We start from the raw sequence: 19,306 nt of genomic DNA, 5'->3' as shown, positions 1-19,306 counted from the left end.
GCTGCCGGGGAGAGACACGCCATGACCGCAACCGCGTTGCGCGTGCTGATCGTCGACGACGAGCCGCTGGCACGGGCGCGGCTGCGCGCGCTGCTGGAGGCCCAACCGGGCGTGCAGGTGATCGGCGAGGCCGGCGACGGCGAGACGGCGCTGGCGGCCTGTGCCGCCGAAGCCCCGGAGCTGGTGTTGCTGGACATCGCCATGCCCGGTATCGACGGGTTGGAGACCGCGCGCCGGCTGGGTGCGCTGCAGCCCCGGCCGGCCATCGTGTTCTGCACCGCGTTCGACGCGCATGCGTTGTCCGCGTTCGAAGCGCAGGCGCTGGACTACTTGGTCAAGCCGGTGCGCGGCGAACGCCTGGCCGGGGCACTGGACAAGGTGCGCACCTTCCTCGCCGGCCGTGCCCGCCAGCAGGACGCCCCCCTGCCGGGCCAGCCGCGCAGCCACCTGTGCGCGCGCCTGCGTGGCAGCCTGCGGCTGATCCCGGTCGAGGACATCCGCTACCTGCAGGCCGACGAGAAATACGTGGTGGTGCACCACGCCCGCGGCGAGGACCTGATCGAGGAATCGTTGAAGTCGCTGGAAGCCGAATTCGCCAGCCGCTTCATCCGCATCCACCGCAACTGCCTGGTGGCGCGCGACGAGATCGTCGAATTGCAGCGCGCGCCCGATGGCCAGGTGCATGCCGTGCTGCGCCACGTGGCGACACCGCTGGAGGTCAGCCGGCGCTGCCTGACCCAGTTGCGCGACGCGCTGCGACACCTGTAGCGACGCGCCGCGCCAATTCGCGGTTACGGCTTGGACGTGGGCGCCGGCGTCGGCTCGGCCTCCATCAGATAGGCCGGCAGCGCTTCGTTGCCTTCGTCACGCTGGCTGCGGTCGGCCTCCACCAGGTAGCGGCGGCGCGCCAGCCAGGCATCGCGGGTCAGCACGTATTCGTCGGGGGCGGCTTCGCGCAGTTCGTCCAGCGACAGCAGGCCGGAGCGCACGTCGATCAGCCACAGCGCTTCCAGCGACACCCGGGTGCGATCGTGCTCGACGTAGGTCATCGGCGCCATCGAGGAATCGCCCACTGCGCCCACGGCATCGCGCACGGTGCGCGGACCGAGGAAGGGCAGCTCCAGGTAACGCGATTCTCGCCAACCCCAGCGTGCCAGCGTGCGGCCGAAATCGGCACCGTGGCGGTGCATCTTCAGTGCCTTGGTCGCCGGATCGAAGATCCCGCCGATGCCGACGATGGTATTGACCAGGAAGCGGCCCAGCGTCTCCACCGATTCACGCGGACGCCCCTGTAGCAGCAGGTTGCCGAACGCCAGCGGCGCGCCGATGTTGTCGAAAAAATTGCTGACCCCGGCGCGCACCGGCAGCGGCACAACCTTCACGTAGCCGCGCGCCAGCGGGCGCATGAAACCCTGGTCGATGGCGGCGTTGAACGCGTGCACGCGGCGGTTCATCGGCTCCCACGGGTCCAGCGCGGCGAAACGGTCGCCGCCGTCGTCGCCGACGGTGGCCGCGTCGCCGTAGATGGCCGCGAAGTCGTCGTCGCCGACGCTGTCCGCAGGCGGCTCGAGGGTGGCAGTCGTGGCCGTGGCATCCGCCAGCGCCGGCGCGGCCGGTTCGGTGGCGGTCGCGGGTTCGACCGGCGCCGGCGACGCGGTGTCGGCGGCCGGCGCTCCCGCGACCGCTGCCTCGACCACCGTGTCGGCCGGCACGTCGGACGCGGCGCGCGGCGCCGGCCCGGTGGCGCAGCCGGCGGTGGCCAGCAACAGGACTAGGCCGGCGCCGGCAAACAGGCGGTTCATACGGTTCCTTGCGCGCGGATCAGGTCCGCGTTCATACGGTAGGCGGCGCACAGGCCGGCCAGCCCGGGCGGCTCGCCTTCGATGCGGCGGGTTGCCTGCGGCAGGCGGTCGGCCAGTTCGGCCAGCAGCGCCAACCCGGCGCTGTCGAGCGCTTCGACCGCGTGCAGGTCCAGCGCCTGGGCGCCGTCCAGCGCGGCCAGCGCACGCGGCCACAGGCCGGCCACGCTGGCGCGGTCGAGCCGGCCGCGCAGGCGCAGCAACGTGCCCGCGCGCTCCACGCTGGGCTCAGTGGCTGCCATTGCCGGAGGCGGCCTTGAGGCTGCCGTTGCGCAGGTCGGCGGCGACCTGGGCAATGCCCTTCTGCCGAAGCGGGCTGTCGAACTGGCCGCGGAAGGTCTGCACGTAGGACACACCTTCGATCATCACGTCGAAGATCTTCCAGCCGCCGTTGTTGCGGACCAGGTAGTCCACCGGCACCGGCGCGCCGTTGTCGCGCAGCAGCTCGGTGGACACCTTCATGCCGCGCCCGCCGGGCAGTGCGGTCTCGCCCTTCAGGCGCAGCCGCGGCTTGCCTTCGAAGTCGAGCAGGGCGGCGCCGTAGCGCTGCATCAGGTTGTCCACCATGGCGTCGGCGAACAGCTTGATGTCGGCCTCGCTGGCACCGCGGCCGTGCGCGCCCAGCACCAGCCGGGCGGCATACATGCTGTCGAAGCTGCCGCGCAGTTCGCTGTCGATGAAGCTGCGCAGGGTGGCCGGGTTCTTGCGGAACTCGGCGCGGCGCTGCTGCAGGGTGGCGAGGATGCGGCCGCCGTTGGCGACCACCTGCTGGCCGGGGGTAACAGCGGCCTGCTGGGCGTGGGCGGCCAGCGGCGTGACCGCCAGCAGGGGCGCCGCGACGGCGAGCGACAGGGACAGGATCAGGGACTTCATGGGGTGGTTTCCGTGGGGGACGGGGGAGTTGCGCTGTCGTTGGCAGCGGCCGGCGCGGCCGCGCTGCCGCCGCCGAACATGTACTTGCCAACCATCTGGATCAGATCCACTGCCGGCTGCGTATAGGCGATTTCCTCGCCGGACTTGAGGTTCTCCGGGTCACCGCCCGGCTGCAGGCCGACGTAGCTCTCGCCCAGCAGGCCGCTGGTGAAAATGCCGGCGGAGGTATCGGCGGGCAGCTGGTAGCGCTGCTGGATGTCCAAGGTCACCACCGCGTCGAAACGCTTGGGGTCGAGGTCGATCTTCGCCACCCGCCCCACCGACACGCCGCCAATCCGCACCGGCGCCTGCAGGCGCAGCTGGCCGAGGGTGGAGAAGCGCGCGGTCAGCGGATAGGTGTCGCCGCCGCCGCCGAACTGGCGGTTGGTCGAGGCGAACGCCAGCACCAGCAGCGAGGCCAGCGCCAGCAGGAGGAAGGCGCCGACCGCGAATTCGAGCCTGGGGCCACGGATTGCCATTGAATTACCTCTGTCCAAACTTGCGGGCATCACCGACGCCCGGTGTTTCGATGGATCCCGCGCACGACGCGCGGGCGCATGGGTGACTTACTGGAACAGCAGCGCGGACATCACGAAATTCAGCATCAGCACCAGCAGCGAGGCGTTGACCACCGCGCGGGTGGTGGCCACCGAGGTGCCCTCGATGGTGGGTTCGGCGTGGAAGCCCGAATGCGAGGCCACCAGTGCCGCGGTGCCGCCGAACACGGCCGACTTCAGCAGCGCCACGCCGAAGTCGTCCCACGCATCCACGCTGTTCTGCAGCGCCGACCAGAAGGTGCCGTTGTCGAGGCCGAGGATGCGCACCGCCTCGAACCAGCTGGCGGCAATCGCCAGCGAGCAGAAAAAGCCGGTCAGCAGCGGCACGCACAGCACCGCCGCCCAGAAGCGCGGCGCCACCGCCTTGGCCAGCGGGTCGATCGCCATCAGCTCCAGCGCCTTGATCTGGTCGGTGGCGCGCATCAGGCCCAGCTCGGCCGAGATCGAGCTGCCGGCGCGGCCGATGAACAGCAGCGCGGTCAGCACCGGGCCCAGCTCGCGGTACAGCGACAGCCCCAGCAACGTGGAAAGCGCGTCCGAGGCGCCGAAGGTCTGCAGCGTGCGGTAGCCCTGCAGGGTCAGCACCAGGCCGACGAAGGCGCCGCCCACCGCGATGATCGGCAGCGAGCGCGCGCCAACCTTGTAGATCTCCTTGACCAGTTCGGCCAGGAAATCGGCGCTCGGGCGCGAGGCGCGCAGCACCGACAGCGAGAACAGCCCGGCGCGGCCAAGCGAACGCATGGATGCGACCACGGGCATCAGGCGGCCTCCTGCCGGGGCGCGCTTTCGAACGCGATCGGGCCGTCGGGGGTACCGTCGAGGAACTGCCGCAGCAGCGGATCGGTGCTGGTCTGCAGCGCCTCGGGGGCGCCGTCGAACATGACGGTGCCATTGGCGATGACCACCGCCTGGTCGCAAACCGGCAGCGTTTCGCGCACGTGGTGGCTGACCACGATGCAGGTCAGGCCCAGGGTCTGGTTGAGCCGGCGCAGCAGGCTCATGATCACCCCGCTGGCGATCGGGTCCAGCCCGGTCAGCGGTTCGTCGCAGAGCAGCAGCGGCGGGTCCAGCGCCAGCGCGCGGGCCAGCGCGGCGCGGCGGGCCATGCCGCCGGACAGCTCGCGTGGGAACAGGTTGGCGGCGGCGCGCAGGCCCACCGCATCCAGCTTCATCTCCACCAGCCGGCGCAGTACCGGCTCCGGCAGGCGGGCGTGGGCGCGCAGCGGCAGCGCCACGTTTTCGGCCACGCTGAGGTCGGTGAGCAGCCCGTTGCCCTGCAGCAGCACGCCCAGGCCCTTGCGCATTTCCAGCAGCGCACGCGGACGGCGCGGCACTTCCTTGCCGAAGACTTCAACCCGGCCGGCCGTCGGCACCAGTTCGCCGGTAATCGCAGCCAGCAGGGTCGACTTGCCGGTGCCGGACGGCCCCAGCACCGCGGTCATGTTGCCCTGCGGAATCGCCAGGTCCAGCCCGTGCAGGATGGTCCGTCCGCCGCGATCCAGGCGGACGGACGACAGGCGCACGGCAGTGGCGGACGGGTCAGACATGACAATGGGGGACCGGAAGGGGGATGCAGAGCGGCCGCGCGCGGGCGCGAGGCCGCACAGGTTGCCGCGATCTGGCTGAACCGGGCTGAAGCGATTGAACCAACGGGTACAGGAATTATCGCGCATCCCGACCCCGCGGTGTACCGCCATCCGGATGCCGAGCTGGAATGCTGCGTCCCGCAAGGCGCAGTTCCGGCGGCTTCGGCTCACTGCATGAGATGGGGCTCCGGCATCATGGCTGCATGTCCGGCACCGCTTCAGACTTCCGCCTCTACCACTCCAACGCGCTGGACGTGCTGGCCGCGCTGCTGGCCGACGAGCTGCGCGCGCCCGCCGCCGGCCAGCCGCTGCTGGCGCCCGACACCGTGCTGATCCCGCAGGTGGCGATGCGGCGCTGGCTGCAGGCCACCCTGGCGCAGCGGCACGGGGTCGCCGCCAACCTCGAATTCCTCACTCCCGGCGAATTCGTCACCCGCGCGCTGGACGCCAACCTCGGCAAGGCCGGCGACGACCTCGACCCCGCCGGCCTGCACTGGCGGCTGTACGCCGCGCTGACCGATCCGGCGCTGCTGGCGAAGCCGGCCTTGGCGCAGATCGCGGGCTGGCTGGGCGATGCCGATCCGCTGAAGCCGTGGGCGCTGGCCGGCGAGCTGGCCGCGGTGTTCGAGAAATACCAGGCCTGGCGCCGCGACTGGCTGCTGCGCTGGGACGACGGCGCCGACCGCGACGACCCGCAGGCGATCCTGTGGCGCGCGGTGGCCGGCGGCCGCGGCCACCGCGCGCGGCGCATCCAGGACTACCTCGCCCGTTTCGCCGACGGCGACGCCAAACCCGCCAGCCTGCCGCCGCGGCTGTTCGCCTTCGCCACCCTCAACATATCGCCCGACGTGCTGCGGGTGCTGGCCACCCAGGCGCGCGTCGGCGCCCTGCACTTCTACCTGCCCACGCCCAGCCGCGCCTACTGGGGCGACCTGCAGACGCTGGGCGCACGCCTGCGCGCGGGCGAAGATCCGTTCGCCGGCGATGCCGCCGACAACCCGCTGCTGCGCGACTGGGGCGCGGCCGGGCGCGACTTCATGGCGCTGCTGGGCAGCTACGAGGTGGTGCATCCCAGCGGCGAGATCGCCGCCTATGCAGACCCGGCCGAAAGCGCCAATGCCGGCCTGCTGCAGCGCCTGCAAGCGGATCTGTTCCACCGCCGCGCCACGCCGGGCGCGCCGCTGCGCCCACAGGTGGACCTCGACGATCCCAGCCTGCAGTGCCACGCCAGCCACACCCGCCTGCGCGAACTGCAGGTGCTGCATGACCGCCTGCGCGGCCTGCTGGAGGACGATCGCTTCGACCCGCCGCTGCAGCCGCGCGACATCGCGGTGCTGGCGCCGGACATCGATCCGTACGTGCCTTACCTCGATGCGGTGTTCGGCGGCCACGGCCCGCGCGACCAGACGGTTGGACAGGCCATCCCGTATGCGCTGGCCGACGCCAGTCCGCTGGCCGACGAGCCGCTGGCCGACCTGTTCCTGCGCCTGCTGGCGCTGCCGGTGTCGCGCTTCGGGCTGGAGGAAATCCTCGACCTGCTGGCCACGCCCGTGCTGGCCGAGGCCAACGGCCTGGACGCCGATGATTTCGAACGCCTGCGCGGCTGGCTGGGCGAGGCCGGCGCGCGCTGGGGCATCGATGCCGGCCACCGCGCGCGCCAGGGCGCGCCGGCCGACGATGCCTACACCTGGCAGTTCGCGCTCGACCGTTTGCTGCTGGGCCATGCCAGTGGTGCCGACGACGACATCGCCGGGGTCGCGCCGTGGAGCGAACTGGAAGGCAGCTCTCTGGAGGCGCTGGACCGGCTGCTGCGGCTGCTGCGCGTGCTGGCGCGGCATGCGCGCGCGCTGGACGAGCCGATGCCGCCGGCGCAGTGGCGCGAACGCCTGCTGAAGCTGCTGGATGCACTGCTGCCCAAGCCGCCGGCGGACAGCGGCGCCCAGCGCGCGCTGGAGCGGCTGCGCAAGCTCATCGACGCCTTCGCCACGCAGGCCGGACAGGCCGGCTTCGACGCGCCGGTGCCGGCCGAGCCGGTGCGCGCGCATTTCGCCGCCGTGCTGGGCGAGGCCGATACCCGCGCGCCGCTGCTCACCGGCGGGGTCAGCTTCGCGCGGATGGTGCCGATGCGGCTGCTGCCGTTCCGGGTGATCTGCCTGCTGGGCATGAACGATGGCGATTTCCCGCGCCGCGACCCCGCCGCCGGGCTCAACCGCCTCACCGCCGAAGCCGGCAACGCGCGGCGCCGCCACGGCGACCGCTCGACCCGCGAGGACGACCGCTTCCTGTTCCTGCAGCTGTTCGCCTCCGCGCAGGACGTGTTCTATCTCAGCTGGCTGGGCGCGGATGCGCGCGACGGCAGCGCGCGCGAGCCGTCGGTGCTGGTGACCGAGTTGCTGGCTGCCGCCGCGGCGCAGCACGTCGATGCCGCTGCAGCCGCGAAGCAGCTGGTGCTGCGGCATCCGCTGCAGCCGTTCTCGCCGGCCGCGTTCGGCGCTGCCGATGACGGCGACGCGCGGGACCCACGCCGTTTCAGCTATCGCCGCCACTGGCATCCCGCCGCCGGTCGCCTGTCCGGCGCGCGCACTGCGCTGGCGCCGTGGATGCAGGCTGAAGCCACGTTGGCGCCAATGCCCGCTGAAACCGAACTGTCGCTGGACGCACTGCGGCGCTTCCTGCTGGCGCCGGCCGAACAGTTCCTGCGCCAGCGCCTGCAGCTGCGCTTGCCGGAAGCCGAAGACGGCGGCGAGGACATCGAGCCGCTGCAGGCGCCCGGCCGCGGGCTGGCCCGCAGCCTGCTGCAGCGCGCGGTATTCGCCCGCCTGCTGGCCGGCGACGATCTCGACGCGATGCAGGCGCCGCTGCGCGCGCGCGGGCTGCTGCCCTCCGGACCGCCGGGCCGGCGCGCGCTGGCGGAGATCGCCGGCGAGGTCACGCCCTACGTGGCGCCGTACGCGCAGTGGCGCGGCGCAGCGGCGGCAGGCACGCTGCCGCTGGAGTTGGAGATCGACGGCCTGCGCCTGCATGGCCGCATCGCCGACGCCTGGCCGCAGGGCATCGCCCGGCTGCGCTTCGGCGCACCGAACGGTCCGTCGGTGCTGCGCAATGGGCTGGACTGGCTGCTGGCATGCGCGGCCGGCGTCGAGCTGCCGTTCGTGGAATTCCACGAAGCCGATACCGGCATCGGCCCGCATACCCGCGATGCGCTGCCGCCCGACGCCGCCATCGCTGCGCTGCGCGCGCTGCTGGCGCTGCGCCGCGAGGGCCTGCGGCAGCCGCTGCCGTTCGCGCCCTACAGCGGCTGGGAGCTGTTCTCCGCGAAGACCGTCAACGCCGGCATCGGCAACGCCGCAAAGAAATGGCGCGGCAGCGGCAACGGCGGTTGGGCCGAACGCAGCGCCGAAGCGCTGCGGCTGGCGCTGCGCGGGCGCGATCCGTTCGACAGTGCGGAGGCGCTGCGCGACTTCGCGCGGGTGACCGGGATCGTGTTCGGCGCGGTCACCACCGGCCAGCCCGCGCCCATCGACATCGACGACATGGCGCTGCCGGACGACGACGCGGAGGACGCGGCATGAACCAGCCCGCGCCCGATCCGTACCTGGACGTGCCGCTGGACGGCGTGCATCTGGTCGAGGCCAGCGCCGGCACCGGCAAGACCTACACGCTGGCCACGCTGGTGACCCGGCTGGTGGTGGAGCGCGGCCTGCGCATCGGCCAGGTGCTTGCCGTCACCTTCACCGAAGCGGCCACGCAGGAGCTGCGCAAGCGCATCCGCGAGCGCCTGCAGCTGGCGCTGGCACTGGTGGACGCGGCGCCGGCCGAAGACGAAAGCGCGGAAGCCGCACTCACCCGCGCACTGCTGCAGCGCCATCGCGCCGCCAGTGGCGAAAGCGACGCCGCGCTGCGCCGGCGCCTGCGCCAGGCCGCGGTGGAAATCGACCTGGCCGCGATCTTCACCATCCACGGCTTCTGCGCGCGGGTGCTGCGCGAGCACGCGCTGGAAGCCGGCCAGGGTTTCGATGCGCCGGAGCTGCTGGCCAGCGACGCCGAGCTGCGCAAGGAGATCGCCGCCGACCTGTGGCGCCAGCACGCGCAGACACCCGAGGGCGCGGACGATCTGGCCGCACTGTGGAAGGGCGGCTACGAGGAGCTGGCGAAGGATCTGCCGGCGCTGCTGGGCGGGCAGGTGCTGCTGCCGCCGGATGCGCCGCTGCCGGCGGATCCGCTGCCGCGCGTGCAGGCGGCGGGTCAAGACTTGGCCGACGCGTTCCACGCGCAGGGCGATGCACTGTTCGATGTCTTGGCGGCCGCCATCGACGCCGACGTGATGAACCGCAACAGCTACCGGCTCGAATGGCTCATCGATTTGCGCAGCTGGCTGTGCGGGTTCGCGGCCAATCCCGCGTCCGGTGATACGCCACACCCCAAGCTGGAAAAGCTGGCCGCCGACGCACTGGAAAAAGGCACCAAAGCAGCCCACAAAGGCAAGACACCGACCTCGCCACTGTGCGGCCTGATCCCGCCCTATCTTGACGCTGTGCAGGGTCGCGAAAACTACCGCGCGCTGCGCCGCGCCGCCCTGCTGCACCGCCTGCGCGAGGACGCCCGCGCCCGCATGGCCACGCGCAAGCGCGAGCGCCGCGTGCAGGGCTACGACGACCTGATCGACGGCGTGGCCGAAGCGCTGGAAGGCACGCACGGCGACGCACTCGCCGCACGCCTGCGCACGCAGTACGCGGTGGCGCTGGTGGACGAGTTCCAGGACACCGACACGCGCCAGTGGCGGATCTTCGAGCGCGTGTTCGGCAGCGGCAGCAGCGAGCCCGCGCTGTTCCTGATCGGCGATCCCAAGCAGGCGATCTACGGCTTCCGCGGCGGCGACGTGCATACCTATCTGGAGGCCGCCGCCGTTGCCGACCATGCGCCCGCGCTGGCGCACAACTTCCGCTCGCGGCCAGCGCTGCTCACCGCGATTGCCGCGCTGTACCAGCAGGCGGGCGAAGATGCATTCGTCGATCCGCGCATCCGCTTCTTCGAAGTCGAAGCCGGCGGCAAGCGCGCCGACGCGGACTTCCTGCGCAATGGCGAACCCGCAGCCGCGCTGACGTTCTGGCAGGCAGCACCGCCCAGCGGGCTCGACGCCAAGGGCAAGCCGAAGACCCGCTGGAACGCCGGCGAAGCGCGCGCGCTCGCCACCCGCGCCTGCACCGCCGCCATCCACGGCGTGCTCACCGACGCCCGCGCCGGGCGCGCGCTGATCGAGGGCAGGCCGGTGCAGCCCGGCGACATCGCCGTGCTGGTGCGTTCGCACCGGGAGGCGTTGATGATCCAGCAGGCGCTGGCCCAGCTGGGCATTCCCGCGGTCGCGGCCGGCAAGCAGAGCCTGTTCGCCACCGGCGAGGCGCGCGAGCTGCACGCGCTGCTGCTGGCGCTGCTGCACGGCGCCGACGATGGCCGCCTGCGCGCGGCGCTGGGGACGGTGCTACTGGGGCTGGACGCACTTGCCATCGACGCGCTGGAACGCGACGGCGACGCCCACCGCCGCTGGCAGCTGGAGGCCCAGCGCTGGCGCGAGCGCCTGCGCGGCGGCGGCCCGCTGGCGCTGGTGGGCGACCTGTGCGCGGCGCACGGCGAGCGCCTGCTGGCGCTGGTCGACGGCGAACGCCGGATCAGCAACTACCTGCAGCTGGCCGAACTGCTGCAGGAAGCGCAGCGGCAGGCGTTGGGCCTGCACGGGCTGGTGGACTGGCTGGGCCGCGCCATCGCCGGCGCCGATGCGAATGACGAAGCACAGCTGCTGCGGCTGGAATCCGACGCGCGCCGCGTGCAGATCGTCACCCTGCACAAGAGCAAGGGATTGGAATACCCGCTGGTGTTTCTGCCGTTCGTCGGCATCGGCAGCAACGAAAAATCGCCGAACCGCCATTGCAGCGTGCATCTGGAAGGCGCGCGCCGCCTGCACTGGAAGTTCGAGGCGCTGCCCGAAGCCAATTGGGACACCGCCAGCACCGCATGGAAGGCCGAGCAGCGCGCCGAGGACGCACGCCTGCTCTACGTCGGCCTGACCCGCGCCGAGCACGCGCTGTGGATCGCCAGTGGCGATTTCTTCGCCGCCGACAGGACCGCGCTGGCAAAGCTGCTGGGCGATGCGGATGCGCTGCAGCAGGCCGGCATCGTGTTCGATGCCGCGCCGCTGCCCACCGATCTGCCGCGCCTGCCGCCGGCGTCCGATGCCGCGGTGCCGCCCGCGCGCGAGGCAACGCGCGCGCTGCACAACGACTGGTGGGTGTACAGCTTCAGCCAGCTGGCCCGCGCCGAGGCCGGCGGTGACACCGCGAGCATCGCCACCCTGCCGGCGCCCGGCGGCCACGACGAACCGGAGAACGCGGACGACCCCGCACCTGTCGAAGCGTTCGACCCGCGCTTCGCCGGCAACCGTTACGGCGTGGCCCTGCACGCGGCGCTGGAACACACCGACTTCGCCACTTGGGGCGACTGGCATCCGGGCGAGCCGGCGCCGGCGGACGAAGCCCACGTCATCGCTACGGCGCTGCGCGGCGAAGGCTACGGCGAGGACGCGCTGGACGACGGCATCGCGCTGACCACCCAGCTCATCGGCCACACGCTCACCGTGGCGCTGCCTGAAGGCACCCGCCTGTGCGACGTGCCGGCCAGCGAACGGCGCCCCGAGATCGAGTTCCAGTTCGCCCTGCAACCCGTGCAGGTGGAAGCGCTGCTGGCGCTGCTGCACGCGCACGGTATCGTCCGCGAGCGCGACCGCTTCGGCGCGCGGCAGCGGCTGGAAGGCCTGATGACCGGCCTGATCGACCTGACCTACCAGCACGGCGGAAAGTGGTACGTGCTGGACTACAAATCCAACCGTCTGCCGGGCTACGACGACGCGGCGTTGCAGCGCGCGATGGCGCACAGCGAATACGACCTGCAGGCGCTGATCTACACGCTGGCCCTGCACCGCTGGCTGCGTTTCCGGCTGGGCGCAAGCTACGACTACGCGCGCGACTTCGGCGGCATCCGCTACCTGTTCTGTCGCGGCCTCGATGCCGGCACCGCCGCGTCCCCCGGCATCCACGCGCAGCGCTTCACGCCAGAACTCGTGCATGCGCTGGATGCGCTGTTCGGCCACGCCGATGGAGTGGCCGCATGAGCCTGCTGCGCGAACTCAACCGCATCGGTGCGCTACGCCCGCTGGACGATGCGCTGGCCAACACCCTGCGCCGGCTCGATGCGGACACCCCGGACAGCGTGCTGGCCGCCGCGGCACTCGCCTCGCTGGCGGTGGCGCAGGGCCATGCCGGCTTCGACCCCGCGCAGCCGCGCCTGCTGGTGAATTCCGACCTGGCGTGGCCGGATGCAGACGCTTGGGCGCAAGCCTTGGCGGCGTCGCCGTTCGTGGCCACGCCCGAGGCGGCCGATGCGCAGGCCGCCGCCGCGCCGCTGGTGTTCGAACACGGCCTGCTCTACCTGCGCCGCTACCGCGAATACGAGCGCCGGCTGGCGCTGCGCCTGCGTGCGATTGCCGGCGCGGCGATGCCGGAGACAGGCATCGCACCCTTGGCGCCGCTGTTCGCGCAGCTGTTCCCCGACGCCGCCAGCGGCGACGCCCAGGCCCGCGCCGCCGCGCTGGCGCTGCGCCGCAACCTGCTGCTGGTCACCGGCGGCCCCGGCACCGGCAAGACCACCACCATTGCCCGCCTGCTGGCGCTGCGCATCGCGCAGGCGCTGCAGGCCGGCCACCCGCCGCCGCGCATCGCCCTGGCCGCGCCCACCGGCCGCGCCGCCGACCGCATGGCCGAAAGCCTGCGCCGCGCCGTGCGGCAGATGGAAACCTACGGCATCGATGACGCCCTGGCCGCGCTGCCGGGCGAGGCCAGCACCCTGCACCGCCTGCTCGGCGTGATCCCCGATGCGCCGCGCTTCCGCCATCACGCGGACAACCCGCTGCCGTTCGACATCGTGGTGGTGGACGAGGCCTCGATGGTGGACCTGCCGCTGATGTGCAAACTCGCCGAGGCGGTGGCGGATGGCGCGCAGCAGGCACCTACCCAGCTGATCCTGTTGGGCGACCCGGACCAGCTGCCCTCGGTGGAAGCCGGCGACGTGCTGGCCGGCATCCTGCGCGCCGCGGGCGCCGGCGATGCGCTGGGCGCGGACGATGCCGCCGCGCTGGCGCCACTGCTCGGTGCGGCCGCCGTGGCCTCGGCGGCCGACAACATCCCGCCCGCGGTAGAAGCTGCAGAACCGCAGGCAACGCTGCCGCTGTTCCCTTCCTCAACATCGGCGCCATCCGCCCTGCACGGCCACCGCATCCACCTCACCCGCGGCTGGCGCCAGAGCGACAGCCTGACGCTCGCGCCGCTGGCCGATGCCGTGCGCCGCGGCGATGCCGACGACACGCTCGCACTGCTGCGTGGCGGGAGCCTCGCCAACGTCCATTTCCACGACAGCACCGACGACCCGCTGGCCGCGCGCGGCTTCGACCTGCTGGCGCATTTCCGCGGCCTGGCCAGCGCCGCCGATCCCGCCGCCGCGCTGGCCGGCGCCAACCACCTGCGCCTGCTCACCGCCCTGCGCGACGGCCCGCAGGGCGCACGCGGTCTCAATGCCCGCATCGAAGCCCAGCTCTCCGGCCGCCGCATCGGCAGCCCACCCGCGTGGTTCCCCGGCCGCCTGCTGCTCATCACCGAGAACAGCTACCGCCACGGCCTGTTCAACGGCGACGTGGGCGTCTGCCTGTTCGACACCAGCGGCGCGCTGCTGGCCTGGTTCCCCGGCGGCAACGAAGGCGTCCGCGCCTTCCACCCCGCCGCACTACCCGCGCACGAATCCGCCTTCGCCATGACCGTGCACAAGGCCCAGGGCAGCGAATTCGACGAAGTCTGGCTGCAGCTGCCGCGCGCCGATGCCCGCGTCCTCAGCCGCGAACTGCTCTACACCGGCCTGACCCGCGCGCGTTCCGTGCTGCATGTGGCGGGGAGCGAACCCATCCTCCGCGATGCGTTGGTGCGGCATGCGGGACGCGTGTCGGGGTTGGGGTGGAGGTTGGGGTGAAGGAACGACCCGCCTTCCTTCTTGGTCAATTCCTAGCACGTAGGAAGTGAATCGGGGTCAATCTGCAACTGTAGCCTGTAAGCCGTATCGTCCTTAGCGCCCGGAAAGATTAGAGCCGTGATACGGGGCTTGATCGAATTTTTTAAGTGCCGGATTTGCGGTGGATCTTTGAGGTATTCACCTATCGTTTGAATCGCATCAGCGCTTGACTGGTAGAAGGGTTCCTTCTGGCCGGAAGCTACATCGCCATTTGGCGAGACTTGAACCATCCACTCCATTGATCCCTCGAAGAACATCTCTACGATCCGCAGGTCCACAATCGGAACGTTCTCAATGACGTCACCAGCACCAAGCGCATGGTTCAGAACTACCACTGGCAGCACTTCAAATTCTTCTGGAATCGAAATGTCGTAGTGCGATGCGCGGGCTCTGAAATCGCTCTTGGCAGTCCGGATTGCCTCTGCCTTCCTTGCGACCTGTTTGGCAGCATCGAAGACCTTTGTGCGGTGGTTCTTTCGATCAACTGGCGAAACGGGTTGCAAGAAGCATTTGATTTCACCCACGACAACCTTGTCGCCTAGCACCATAAGCAAGTCAATTTCTTCTTCGCGCCCACCAGTTGGCGTGAACTCAAAAGACGAGGTGCATATCTGGCTAGAGCTCTTCAGAGAAGAGTTCACCACGCGTAGTGCAATGGAACTACGCGCGAATTGTTCGAACTCATTTCCGCGAAAATCCAAAGGAAAGCCGAGTCGCTTGAGCCAGACATCAATCAACCATTGGAAATTTGGATGCAATAGAGGATGGACACAAAGCGCGAACGTTTCTTCGCTCGTCTGGACAAAGGGAGAAGACCAGAGTTCGTCTAGCGGAGCGTTGTCGGCTTTCTTCCCCATGCCTCGAAAAGTCAAAAACTTAATCAACTTTTCAGCAAGTAGCTTCGGTATATTCAATCCCCCTTCAATCGCCTCAATCAGAGCGGGGGCTGGAATGCTCGGGGCGAGCTTCGCCCAACTAGCTTGGTAATCGTCCTCTTTTCGTTCACGCTTGAGCTCTTGGATAGCTGGTTGCGCGATGGATTGCGCTAGACCCATCAATAGCAAGTACGCATCGACTACAAGCATTAGGCTGAGGTCGCAATCTTCGGGTGCGCCATCCATCGCCATCTTTCGATAGTAGTTTGGCACGAGAGATTTGACAGTCGCGGAATATGCGGCAAAGTCGTTTCCAGCAAGCGCTGCAGAAATTGCAACTTCGCCGTCGTTCTCAATTCTGGCCACGAGCTGGTTGATTGGGGTCGGGGCCAATTCGCCGCTATCAAATGCGCGCTTCATGTTCAGGAATCGAATGTTAAAGCGCTGGACGATTGTCAATAGGTAACGATGCTCAGAAACAACTCTAATTCTTTCGGCTTCCTCATTCTTGGGCGCGAAGACAAAGGGCGAATGCTTCATCAGTCGCACGCCATTCCAAACCACGCTCATCCAAAGATCTTCGATGCATACGTAAGCATTGGCGACCCGAAAATCACGAGCGATTTCGTCCCAAGGTTGATCTGAGAGGCTCGCCAATGTCTCGGCGGTAGCGGCAGGACACATTCGAAGCAGCGCCGTGGATATGTCTACTGCCGTCTCGCAGATCTCACTTGGCAAATATCTCCCTCCGGCGATCTCCATCTGTTGCAATGCAAGCTTGTCGATGGATACGACTTTGTCGACGTTGATCTGGTCAACGCTCTCGCCTGCGATAACCTCAGCCAGAAGGCATTCGCGGTTGCAAAGTGAAATGAATGAAAGCTGCTTTAGGCCCGATGGAACTGCTTTCCTGCTAATGAAGGAGAGGCGCTTGCGAAGCTCATCCAGTCCAGAGGAGAACAACATTCCAATTGCGATAATCAGTAGATCTTCATCGCTACATCCACTCTTTGCGCCACGCTCGAGCCAGGCTTTTGGATCGAATGCTCGTGCGTTCGGGCCAGCGAGCTGCTGGTTTTGTATTTCCTCTACAACACTCATTCGTAATCCTTTCGAAGGCTAGGGAAACAGAGGGTCAGAGTGGCCTTTTCGCTCTTGCCTAACAGTGGAAACGGGGTCAGCCCCAACCGCCTTCGTCGATTCTTTCGGGTGTTCGCGGAACCAGACGCCAAACACTCCGTTGTGGGTGAAGCGACGCAGTTCGAACTGCTTCGATTCGTGGATGACATGACGCCATCGGGAACATCCGTATTTCTGCGGCGTTTGGTCCGGCTGATGCTCCGACACCCAGCGAGCGGCAGCTTCCAGGTTCACCCAGCCATCCACAGCCAGTTCGCGATAGGCCTCCCGCAGCGCAGTCACGACTCCGGCGATCGGCCAATGGACTTGTCCATTGGGTTCAATCCCATTCACGACCATCTCGCGGAACTCGGGCGTCTGCACCAGTCGGGCCAATTCTCGCTTGGCCTCATCCATGCGCCCGGCGAACGTCATCAGTTGATTGAAGTGACGGTCGATTTCGTTGTACGCGCTTCTCAGGCCCTCCTGCGCATGCAGACAGCCGTCAACGGTCCCGATGTCGTGTTGTTCGATGAAGTGGTGTACCAGCGTGTTTCGCAACGTTACCAACTCGCGCAGTTCCACTTTGAGAGCTTCGTGGGCGTCGGGTTGGATCGCGAAATGCGTGCTTAAATGAATATGGATTGAGGCTTCGGGCTGGTCTGGAATGTAGTCCGGAGGCTCGTTCCCGGCCGGGACAATGCACGTGCCCATGAGCCGGCCGACCAGCGCCCCCAGCGTCTTGTCGCTTGTCTCTGCCAGCCGAGCATCACTCGCACCGGGAAGCGTCTGCAGAGTTCCTGACAGCTCCTGCCAGGCAACCATGACCTTCAGAAGTTTCTCGTATTGCTGGACGCGGATAAGGCAGCGCCCAAGAAGGCGCTGGACTTCGCGCTGCGGTATAGCAATCTCGGTTTGATCGGAGTCGTCCATCCGGAAAGTGTGCGGCGAAGCGTGCTCGCGGAAAAGGTGCCGGCACGAACGGGGGATGTCGAAAACCCGGAGCCGACTTTTGAAAGCAGCTGGCCGGTGTGGCACCAAAGCCCCGTGCTTTGGGGGGGAGAGAGGCATCTTCGATCTTCCACCCGCGCGGGGAGCGCAATGACCCAGCCACCGTCGGGAACCTACTTTTCCATCGTCAGCGTGTTGCTGCTCGTGCTGAGCGTTGTCGCGTTCTCGGACAACCTGTTCACGGACGTGGGCCAGCCCAGCAACCGCGATCCGAAGTTCATCGTCCACGGCGTGTTCGGGCTGGCCTGGTACGCGCTACTGGCAACGCAGGCGAACCTGGTGCGGACGCGCAACCTGCGGCTGCACCGCAAGCTCGGCGTTGCCGCTTTCCTCGTTGCCATCGGCGTCACCCTCAGCACGCTCTACATATTCATCGTGCTGTGGAAGGGCTGGGCGAACATGGAACCCGAGGTGCGGGCCAATCGCCTGCTGCTGCCGGGCTATGCGCTGTGCATCCTGCTTGCATGGCGACGGCGCGGACGGTCCGACTGGCACAAGCGGCTGATCTTCATCGGCACCTTTTTCATGCTGGGTCCGGTGGTGGACCGCGTGTACGACCCGCTGGTCGTGTCGTGGGCCAAGCCGCTGTTTTCCACGCTCTACACCAGTCAGGTGGACGAGGCCGCCTACCTCGTGTTCCGCTGGGGCAGCTGGATCGGCTTCTTCCTGTCGCTGTGGCTTTACGACCGGAAACAGATCGGGCGCATCCATCCCGTGACACGCACGGGATGCATATGGTTCGCACTGGTGGTGTTGATCAGCGAATTCTCCTGAGCGCACAAACGGCGAAGCAACGGGCCAGGTTCACCCAATCGGACATCGCGCAGGAAACAGGTGCGCCGCTCAAGCGTTTTTTTGAACTCGATCCACAAGGCCCGGCGCGCGGCGTAGCCGGCGACCGAGGGCTGGCCAGGGCGGCGTTCACACGATCCTGAACCGGGCCCCGCGATGCTGTGCGCCGCATTCGTGCAAAGCGAATCGAGCCAATGCCACGACGCTGGAGCCGCAAGTCCATGATCTGGGCCGTCATCACCACCGTGTTGCTGACCGCGCTGGCGATCGTCCTGGCCGCCAATTTCAAGACCCCGGAGAAAGCGCTGGAACGCAAGCTGGAGCACCGCTATGCGGTCGCCGACCCGCAGTTCCGCCGCGAGATGGGCGTGATGCTGGGGCCGGGCATCGTGCCGGGCAACCGCATCCAGGACCTGCAGAACGGGGACGAGATCTTCCCGGCCATGCTGGCGGCCATCCGCGCCGCGCAGCACACCATCACCCTGGAGACCTATATCTACTGGTCCGGCGAGGTGGGCCGCCAGTTCGCCGACGCGCTGTCGGAGCGCGCCCGCAACGGCGTGGCCGTCAAGGTGATGGTGGACTGGGCAGGCAGCATCAAGATGGAGAACACGCTGGTGGAGCGGATGCGCGACGCCGGGGTGGAGCTGCACCAGTACCGGCCGCTGCACTGGTACAACATCACCCGGCTCAACAACCGCACCCACCGCAAGCTGCTGGTGGTGGATGGCCGGGTGGGGTTCACCGGCGGCGTCGGCATCGCCGACCTGTGGTCCGGCCATGCGCAGGACCCGAAGCATTGGCGCGACCTGCACTTCCGCATCGAAGGCCCGGTGGTGGCGCAGATGCAGGCGGCGTTCAACGACAACTGGATCAAGACCACCGGCGTGGTGCTGAACGGCGACGGCTATTTTCCGCCGCTGCAGCGGGTGGGCGACACCGATGCGCACGTGTTCGTGGCTTCGCCCGCCGGCGGCAGCGAATCCATGCATCTGATGTACCTGATGGCGATTGCCGCGTCGGAGCAAACCATCGACCTGCAGGCCGCCTATTTCGTGCCCGACCCGCTGATCATCAAGGCGCTGCTGGCCGCGCGGCAGCGCGGCGTGCGCGTGCGGGTGGTGGTGCCCGGCAAGTTCATCGACTCCGACACCGTCCGCCTGGCCTCGCGCGCGCAGTGGGACGAGTTGCTGCAGGCCGGCGTGGAGATCCACGAATACCAGCCCACGATGATGCACAACAAGCTGCTGATCGTGGACGGGTTGATGGTGTCGGTGGGCTCCACCAATTTCGACGTGCGCAGCTTCCGGCTCAACGACGAGGCCAGCCTCAACGTCTACGACGCCGGCTTCGCCGCGCGCATGACCGAAGTGTTCGAGGACGACCTGAAGCACACCGTCCGCTACAGCCACGAGATGTGGGAGCGCCGGCCGCTGAAGGAAAAGCTGGTGGAGAAGTTCATCCGGCCGCTGCGCTCGCAGCTCTGATCG

General features: G+C 68.5%; 14 protein-coding genes. 6 read left to right on the top strand and 8 right to left on the bottom strand.

Translation table 11 applies throughout. The features are described from left to right. The first annotated feature begins 21 nt into the window (after window positions 1-21). Window positions 22-768: a LytR/AlgR family response regulator transcription factor gene (locus tag G582_RS0103240; RefSeq protein WP_028838608.1), complete on the top strand. Its 747-nt coding sequence runs from the start codon at window positions 22-24 to the stop codon at window positions 766-768. A gap of 23 nt (window positions 769-791) precedes the next feature. On the opposite strand, the gene G582_RS0103235 is transcribed toward G582_RS0103240, so the two are convergent. The 6 genes from G582_RS0103235 to G582_RS0103210 form a co-directional block, all read right to left on the bottom strand. Continuing rightward, entirely contained in the window at window positions 792-1,802 is a 1,011-nt protein-coding gene (locus G582_RS0103235) for an MlaA family lipoprotein (protein ID WP_028838607.1), read from the bottom strand. Beyond that, complete coding sequence (locus G582_RS0103230; RefSeq protein ID WP_028838606.1) at window positions 1,799-2,101, bottom strand: STAS domain-containing protein; 303 nt, start codon at window positions 2,099-2,101, stop codon at window positions 1,799-1,801. The genes G582_RS0103235 and G582_RS0103230 overlap by 4 nt, the downstream gene beginning before the upstream one ends. Further along, on the bottom strand, window positions 2,088-2,732 hold the full coding sequence (locus G582_RS0103225; protein WP_028838605.1) for an MlaC/ttg2D family ABC transporter substrate-binding protein: 645 nt from the start codon (window positions 2,730-2,732) through the stop codon (window positions 2,088-2,090). The genes G582_RS0103230 and G582_RS0103225 overlap by 14 nt, the downstream gene beginning before the upstream one ends. Beyond that, the gene (gene mlaD, locus G582_RS0103220; protein ID WP_028838604.1) at window positions 2,729-3,250 is read right to left on the bottom strand and encodes an outer membrane lipid asymmetry maintenance protein MlaD; all 522 of its coding nucleotides are present in this window, start codon (window positions 3,248-3,250) and stop codon (window positions 2,729-2,731) included. Before mlaD ends, G582_RS0103225 begins: the two co-directional genes overlap by 4 nt. 87 nt (window positions 3,251-3,337) lie before the next feature. After that, the gene (locus G582_RS0103215; RefSeq protein ID WP_028838603.1) at window positions 3,338-4,087 is read right to left on the bottom strand and encodes an MlaE family lipid ABC transporter permease subunit; all 750 of its coding nucleotides are present in this window, start codon (window positions 4,085-4,087) and stop codon (window positions 3,338-3,340) included. Further along, a complete protein-coding gene (locus G582_RS0103210; RefSeq protein WP_028838602.1) occupies window positions 4,087-4,875 on the bottom strand; it encodes an ATP-binding cassette domain-containing protein in 789 nt (262 codons plus the stop codon). The genes G582_RS0103215 and G582_RS0103210 overlap by 1 nt, the downstream gene beginning before the upstream one ends. Window positions 4,876-5,117: 242 nt before the next feature. Here G582_RS0103210 and recC point away from each other — a divergent pair, with 242 nt between their 5' ends. From recC to recD, 3 genes are read left to right on the top strand one after another with little or no spacing between them, the layout of a single operon-like run. After that, window positions 5,118-8,486 (top strand): exodeoxyribonuclease V subunit gamma, encoded by a 3,369-nt coding sequence (gene recC, locus G582_RS15265; protein ID WP_038052642.1) that lies wholly within the window; start codon window positions 5,118-5,120, stop codon window positions 8,484-8,486. After that, the gene (recB, locus tag G582_RS0103200) at window positions 8,483-12,076 is read left to right on the top strand and encodes an exodeoxyribonuclease V subunit beta (RefSeq protein WP_028838601.1); all 3,594 of its coding nucleotides are present in this window, start codon (window positions 8,483-8,485) and stop codon (window positions 12,074-12,076) included. Before recC ends, recB begins: the two co-directional genes overlap by 4 nt. After that, the gene (gene recD / locus G582_RS15260; RefSeq protein ID WP_038052682.1) at window positions 12,073-13,980 is read left to right on the top strand and encodes an exodeoxyribonuclease V subunit alpha; all 1,908 of its coding nucleotides are present in this window, start codon (window positions 12,073-12,075) and stop codon (window positions 13,978-13,980) included. Before recB ends, recD begins: the two co-directional genes overlap by 4 nt. 32 nt (window positions 13,981-14,012) lie before the next feature. Here recD and G582_RS17820 read toward each other — a convergent pair whose 3' ends face one another. Continuing rightward, complete coding sequence (locus G582_RS17820) at window positions 14,013-15,995, bottom strand: hypothetical protein (RefSeq protein WP_156880235.1); 1,983 nt, start codon at window positions 15,993-15,995, stop codon at window positions 14,013-14,015. A gap of 18 nt (window positions 15,996-16,013) precedes the next feature. Next, window positions 16,014-16,946: an OST-HTH/LOTUS domain-containing protein gene (locus G582_RS15255; protein WP_083960919.1), complete on the bottom strand. Its 933-nt coding sequence runs from the start codon at window positions 16,944-16,946 to the stop codon at window positions 16,014-16,016. On the opposite strand from G582_RS15255, the gene G582_RS0103185 reads away from it, so the two are divergent. Both G582_RS0103185 and cls read left to right on the top strand, forming a co-directional pair. Then, window positions 16,929-17,798 carry a hypothetical protein gene (locus G582_RS0103185; RefSeq protein WP_156880233.1) on the top strand — a complete coding sequence of 290 codons (870 nt, stop codon included), beginning with the start codon at window positions 16,929-16,931 and terminating at the stop codon, window positions 17,796-17,798. The genes G582_RS15255 and G582_RS0103185 overlap by 18 nt on opposite strands. 239 nt (window positions 17,799-18,037) lie before the next feature. Further along, window positions 18,038-19,303, top strand: coding sequence for a cardiolipin synthase (gene cls, locus G582_RS0103180; RefSeq protein WP_028838599.1), 1,266 nt, complete (start codon window positions 18,038-18,040; stop codon window positions 19,301-19,303). Window positions 19,304-19,306 lie beyond the last annotated feature (3 nt).

The organism is Thermomonas fusca DSM 15424, from assembly GCF_000423885.1.
Taxonomy (GTDB): Bacteria; Pseudomonadota; Gammaproteobacteria; order Xanthomonadales; family Xanthomonadaceae; genus Thermomonas; species Thermomonas fusca.
Note: the sequence above shows the minus strand (reverse complement) of the source record. Positions and strands in the feature narration are given on the sequence as shown.

Coding starts and splice junctions, on each gene's coding strand:
- G582_RS0103240 (WP_028838608.1), top strand. CDS start 22: ATGACCGCAACCGCGTTGCGCGTGCTGATCGTCGACGACGAGCCGCTG.
- G582_RS0103235 (WP_028838607.1), bottom strand. CDS start 1,802: ATGAACCGCCTGTTTGCCGGCGCCGGCCTAGTCCTGTTGCTGGCCACC.
- G582_RS0103230 (WP_028838606.1), bottom strand. CDS start 2,101: ATGGCAGCCACTGAGCCCAGCGTGGAGCGCGCGGGCACGTTGCTGCGC.
- G582_RS0103225 (WP_028838605.1), bottom strand. CDS start 2,732: ATGAAGTCCCTGATCCTGTCCCTGTCGCTCGCCGTCGCGGCGCCCCTG.
- mlaD (WP_028838604.1), bottom strand. CDS start 3,250: ATGGCAATCCGTGGCCCCAGGCTCGAATTCGCGGTCGGCGCCTTCCTC.
- G582_RS0103215 (WP_028838603.1), bottom strand. CDS start 4,087: ATGCCCGTGGTCGCATCCATGCGTTCGCTTGGCCGCGCCGGGCTGTTC.
- G582_RS0103210 (WP_028838602.1), bottom strand. CDS start 4,875: ATGTCTGACCCGTCCGCCACTGCCGTGCGCCTGTCGTCCGTCCGCCTG.
- recC (WP_038052642.1), top strand. CDS start 5,118: ATGTCCGGCACCGCTTCAGACTTCCGCCTCTACCACTCCAACGCGCTG.
- recB (WP_028838601.1), top strand. CDS start 8,483: ATGAACCAGCCCGCGCCCGATCCGTACCTGGACGTGCCGCTGGACGGC.
- recD (WP_038052682.1), top strand. CDS start 12,073: ATGAGCCTGCTGCGCGAACTCAACCGCATCGGTGCGCTACGCCCGCTG.
- G582_RS17820 (WP_156880235.1), bottom strand. CDS start 15,995: ATGAGTGTTGTAGAGGAAATACAAAACCAGCAGCTCGCTGGCCCGAAC.
- G582_RS15255 (WP_083960919.1), bottom strand. CDS start 16,946: ATGGACGACTCCGATCAAACCGAGATTGCTATACCGCAGCGCGAAGTC.
- cls (WP_028838599.1), top strand. CDS start 18,038: ATGATCTGGGCCGTCATCACCACCGTGTTGCTGACCGCGCTGGCGATC.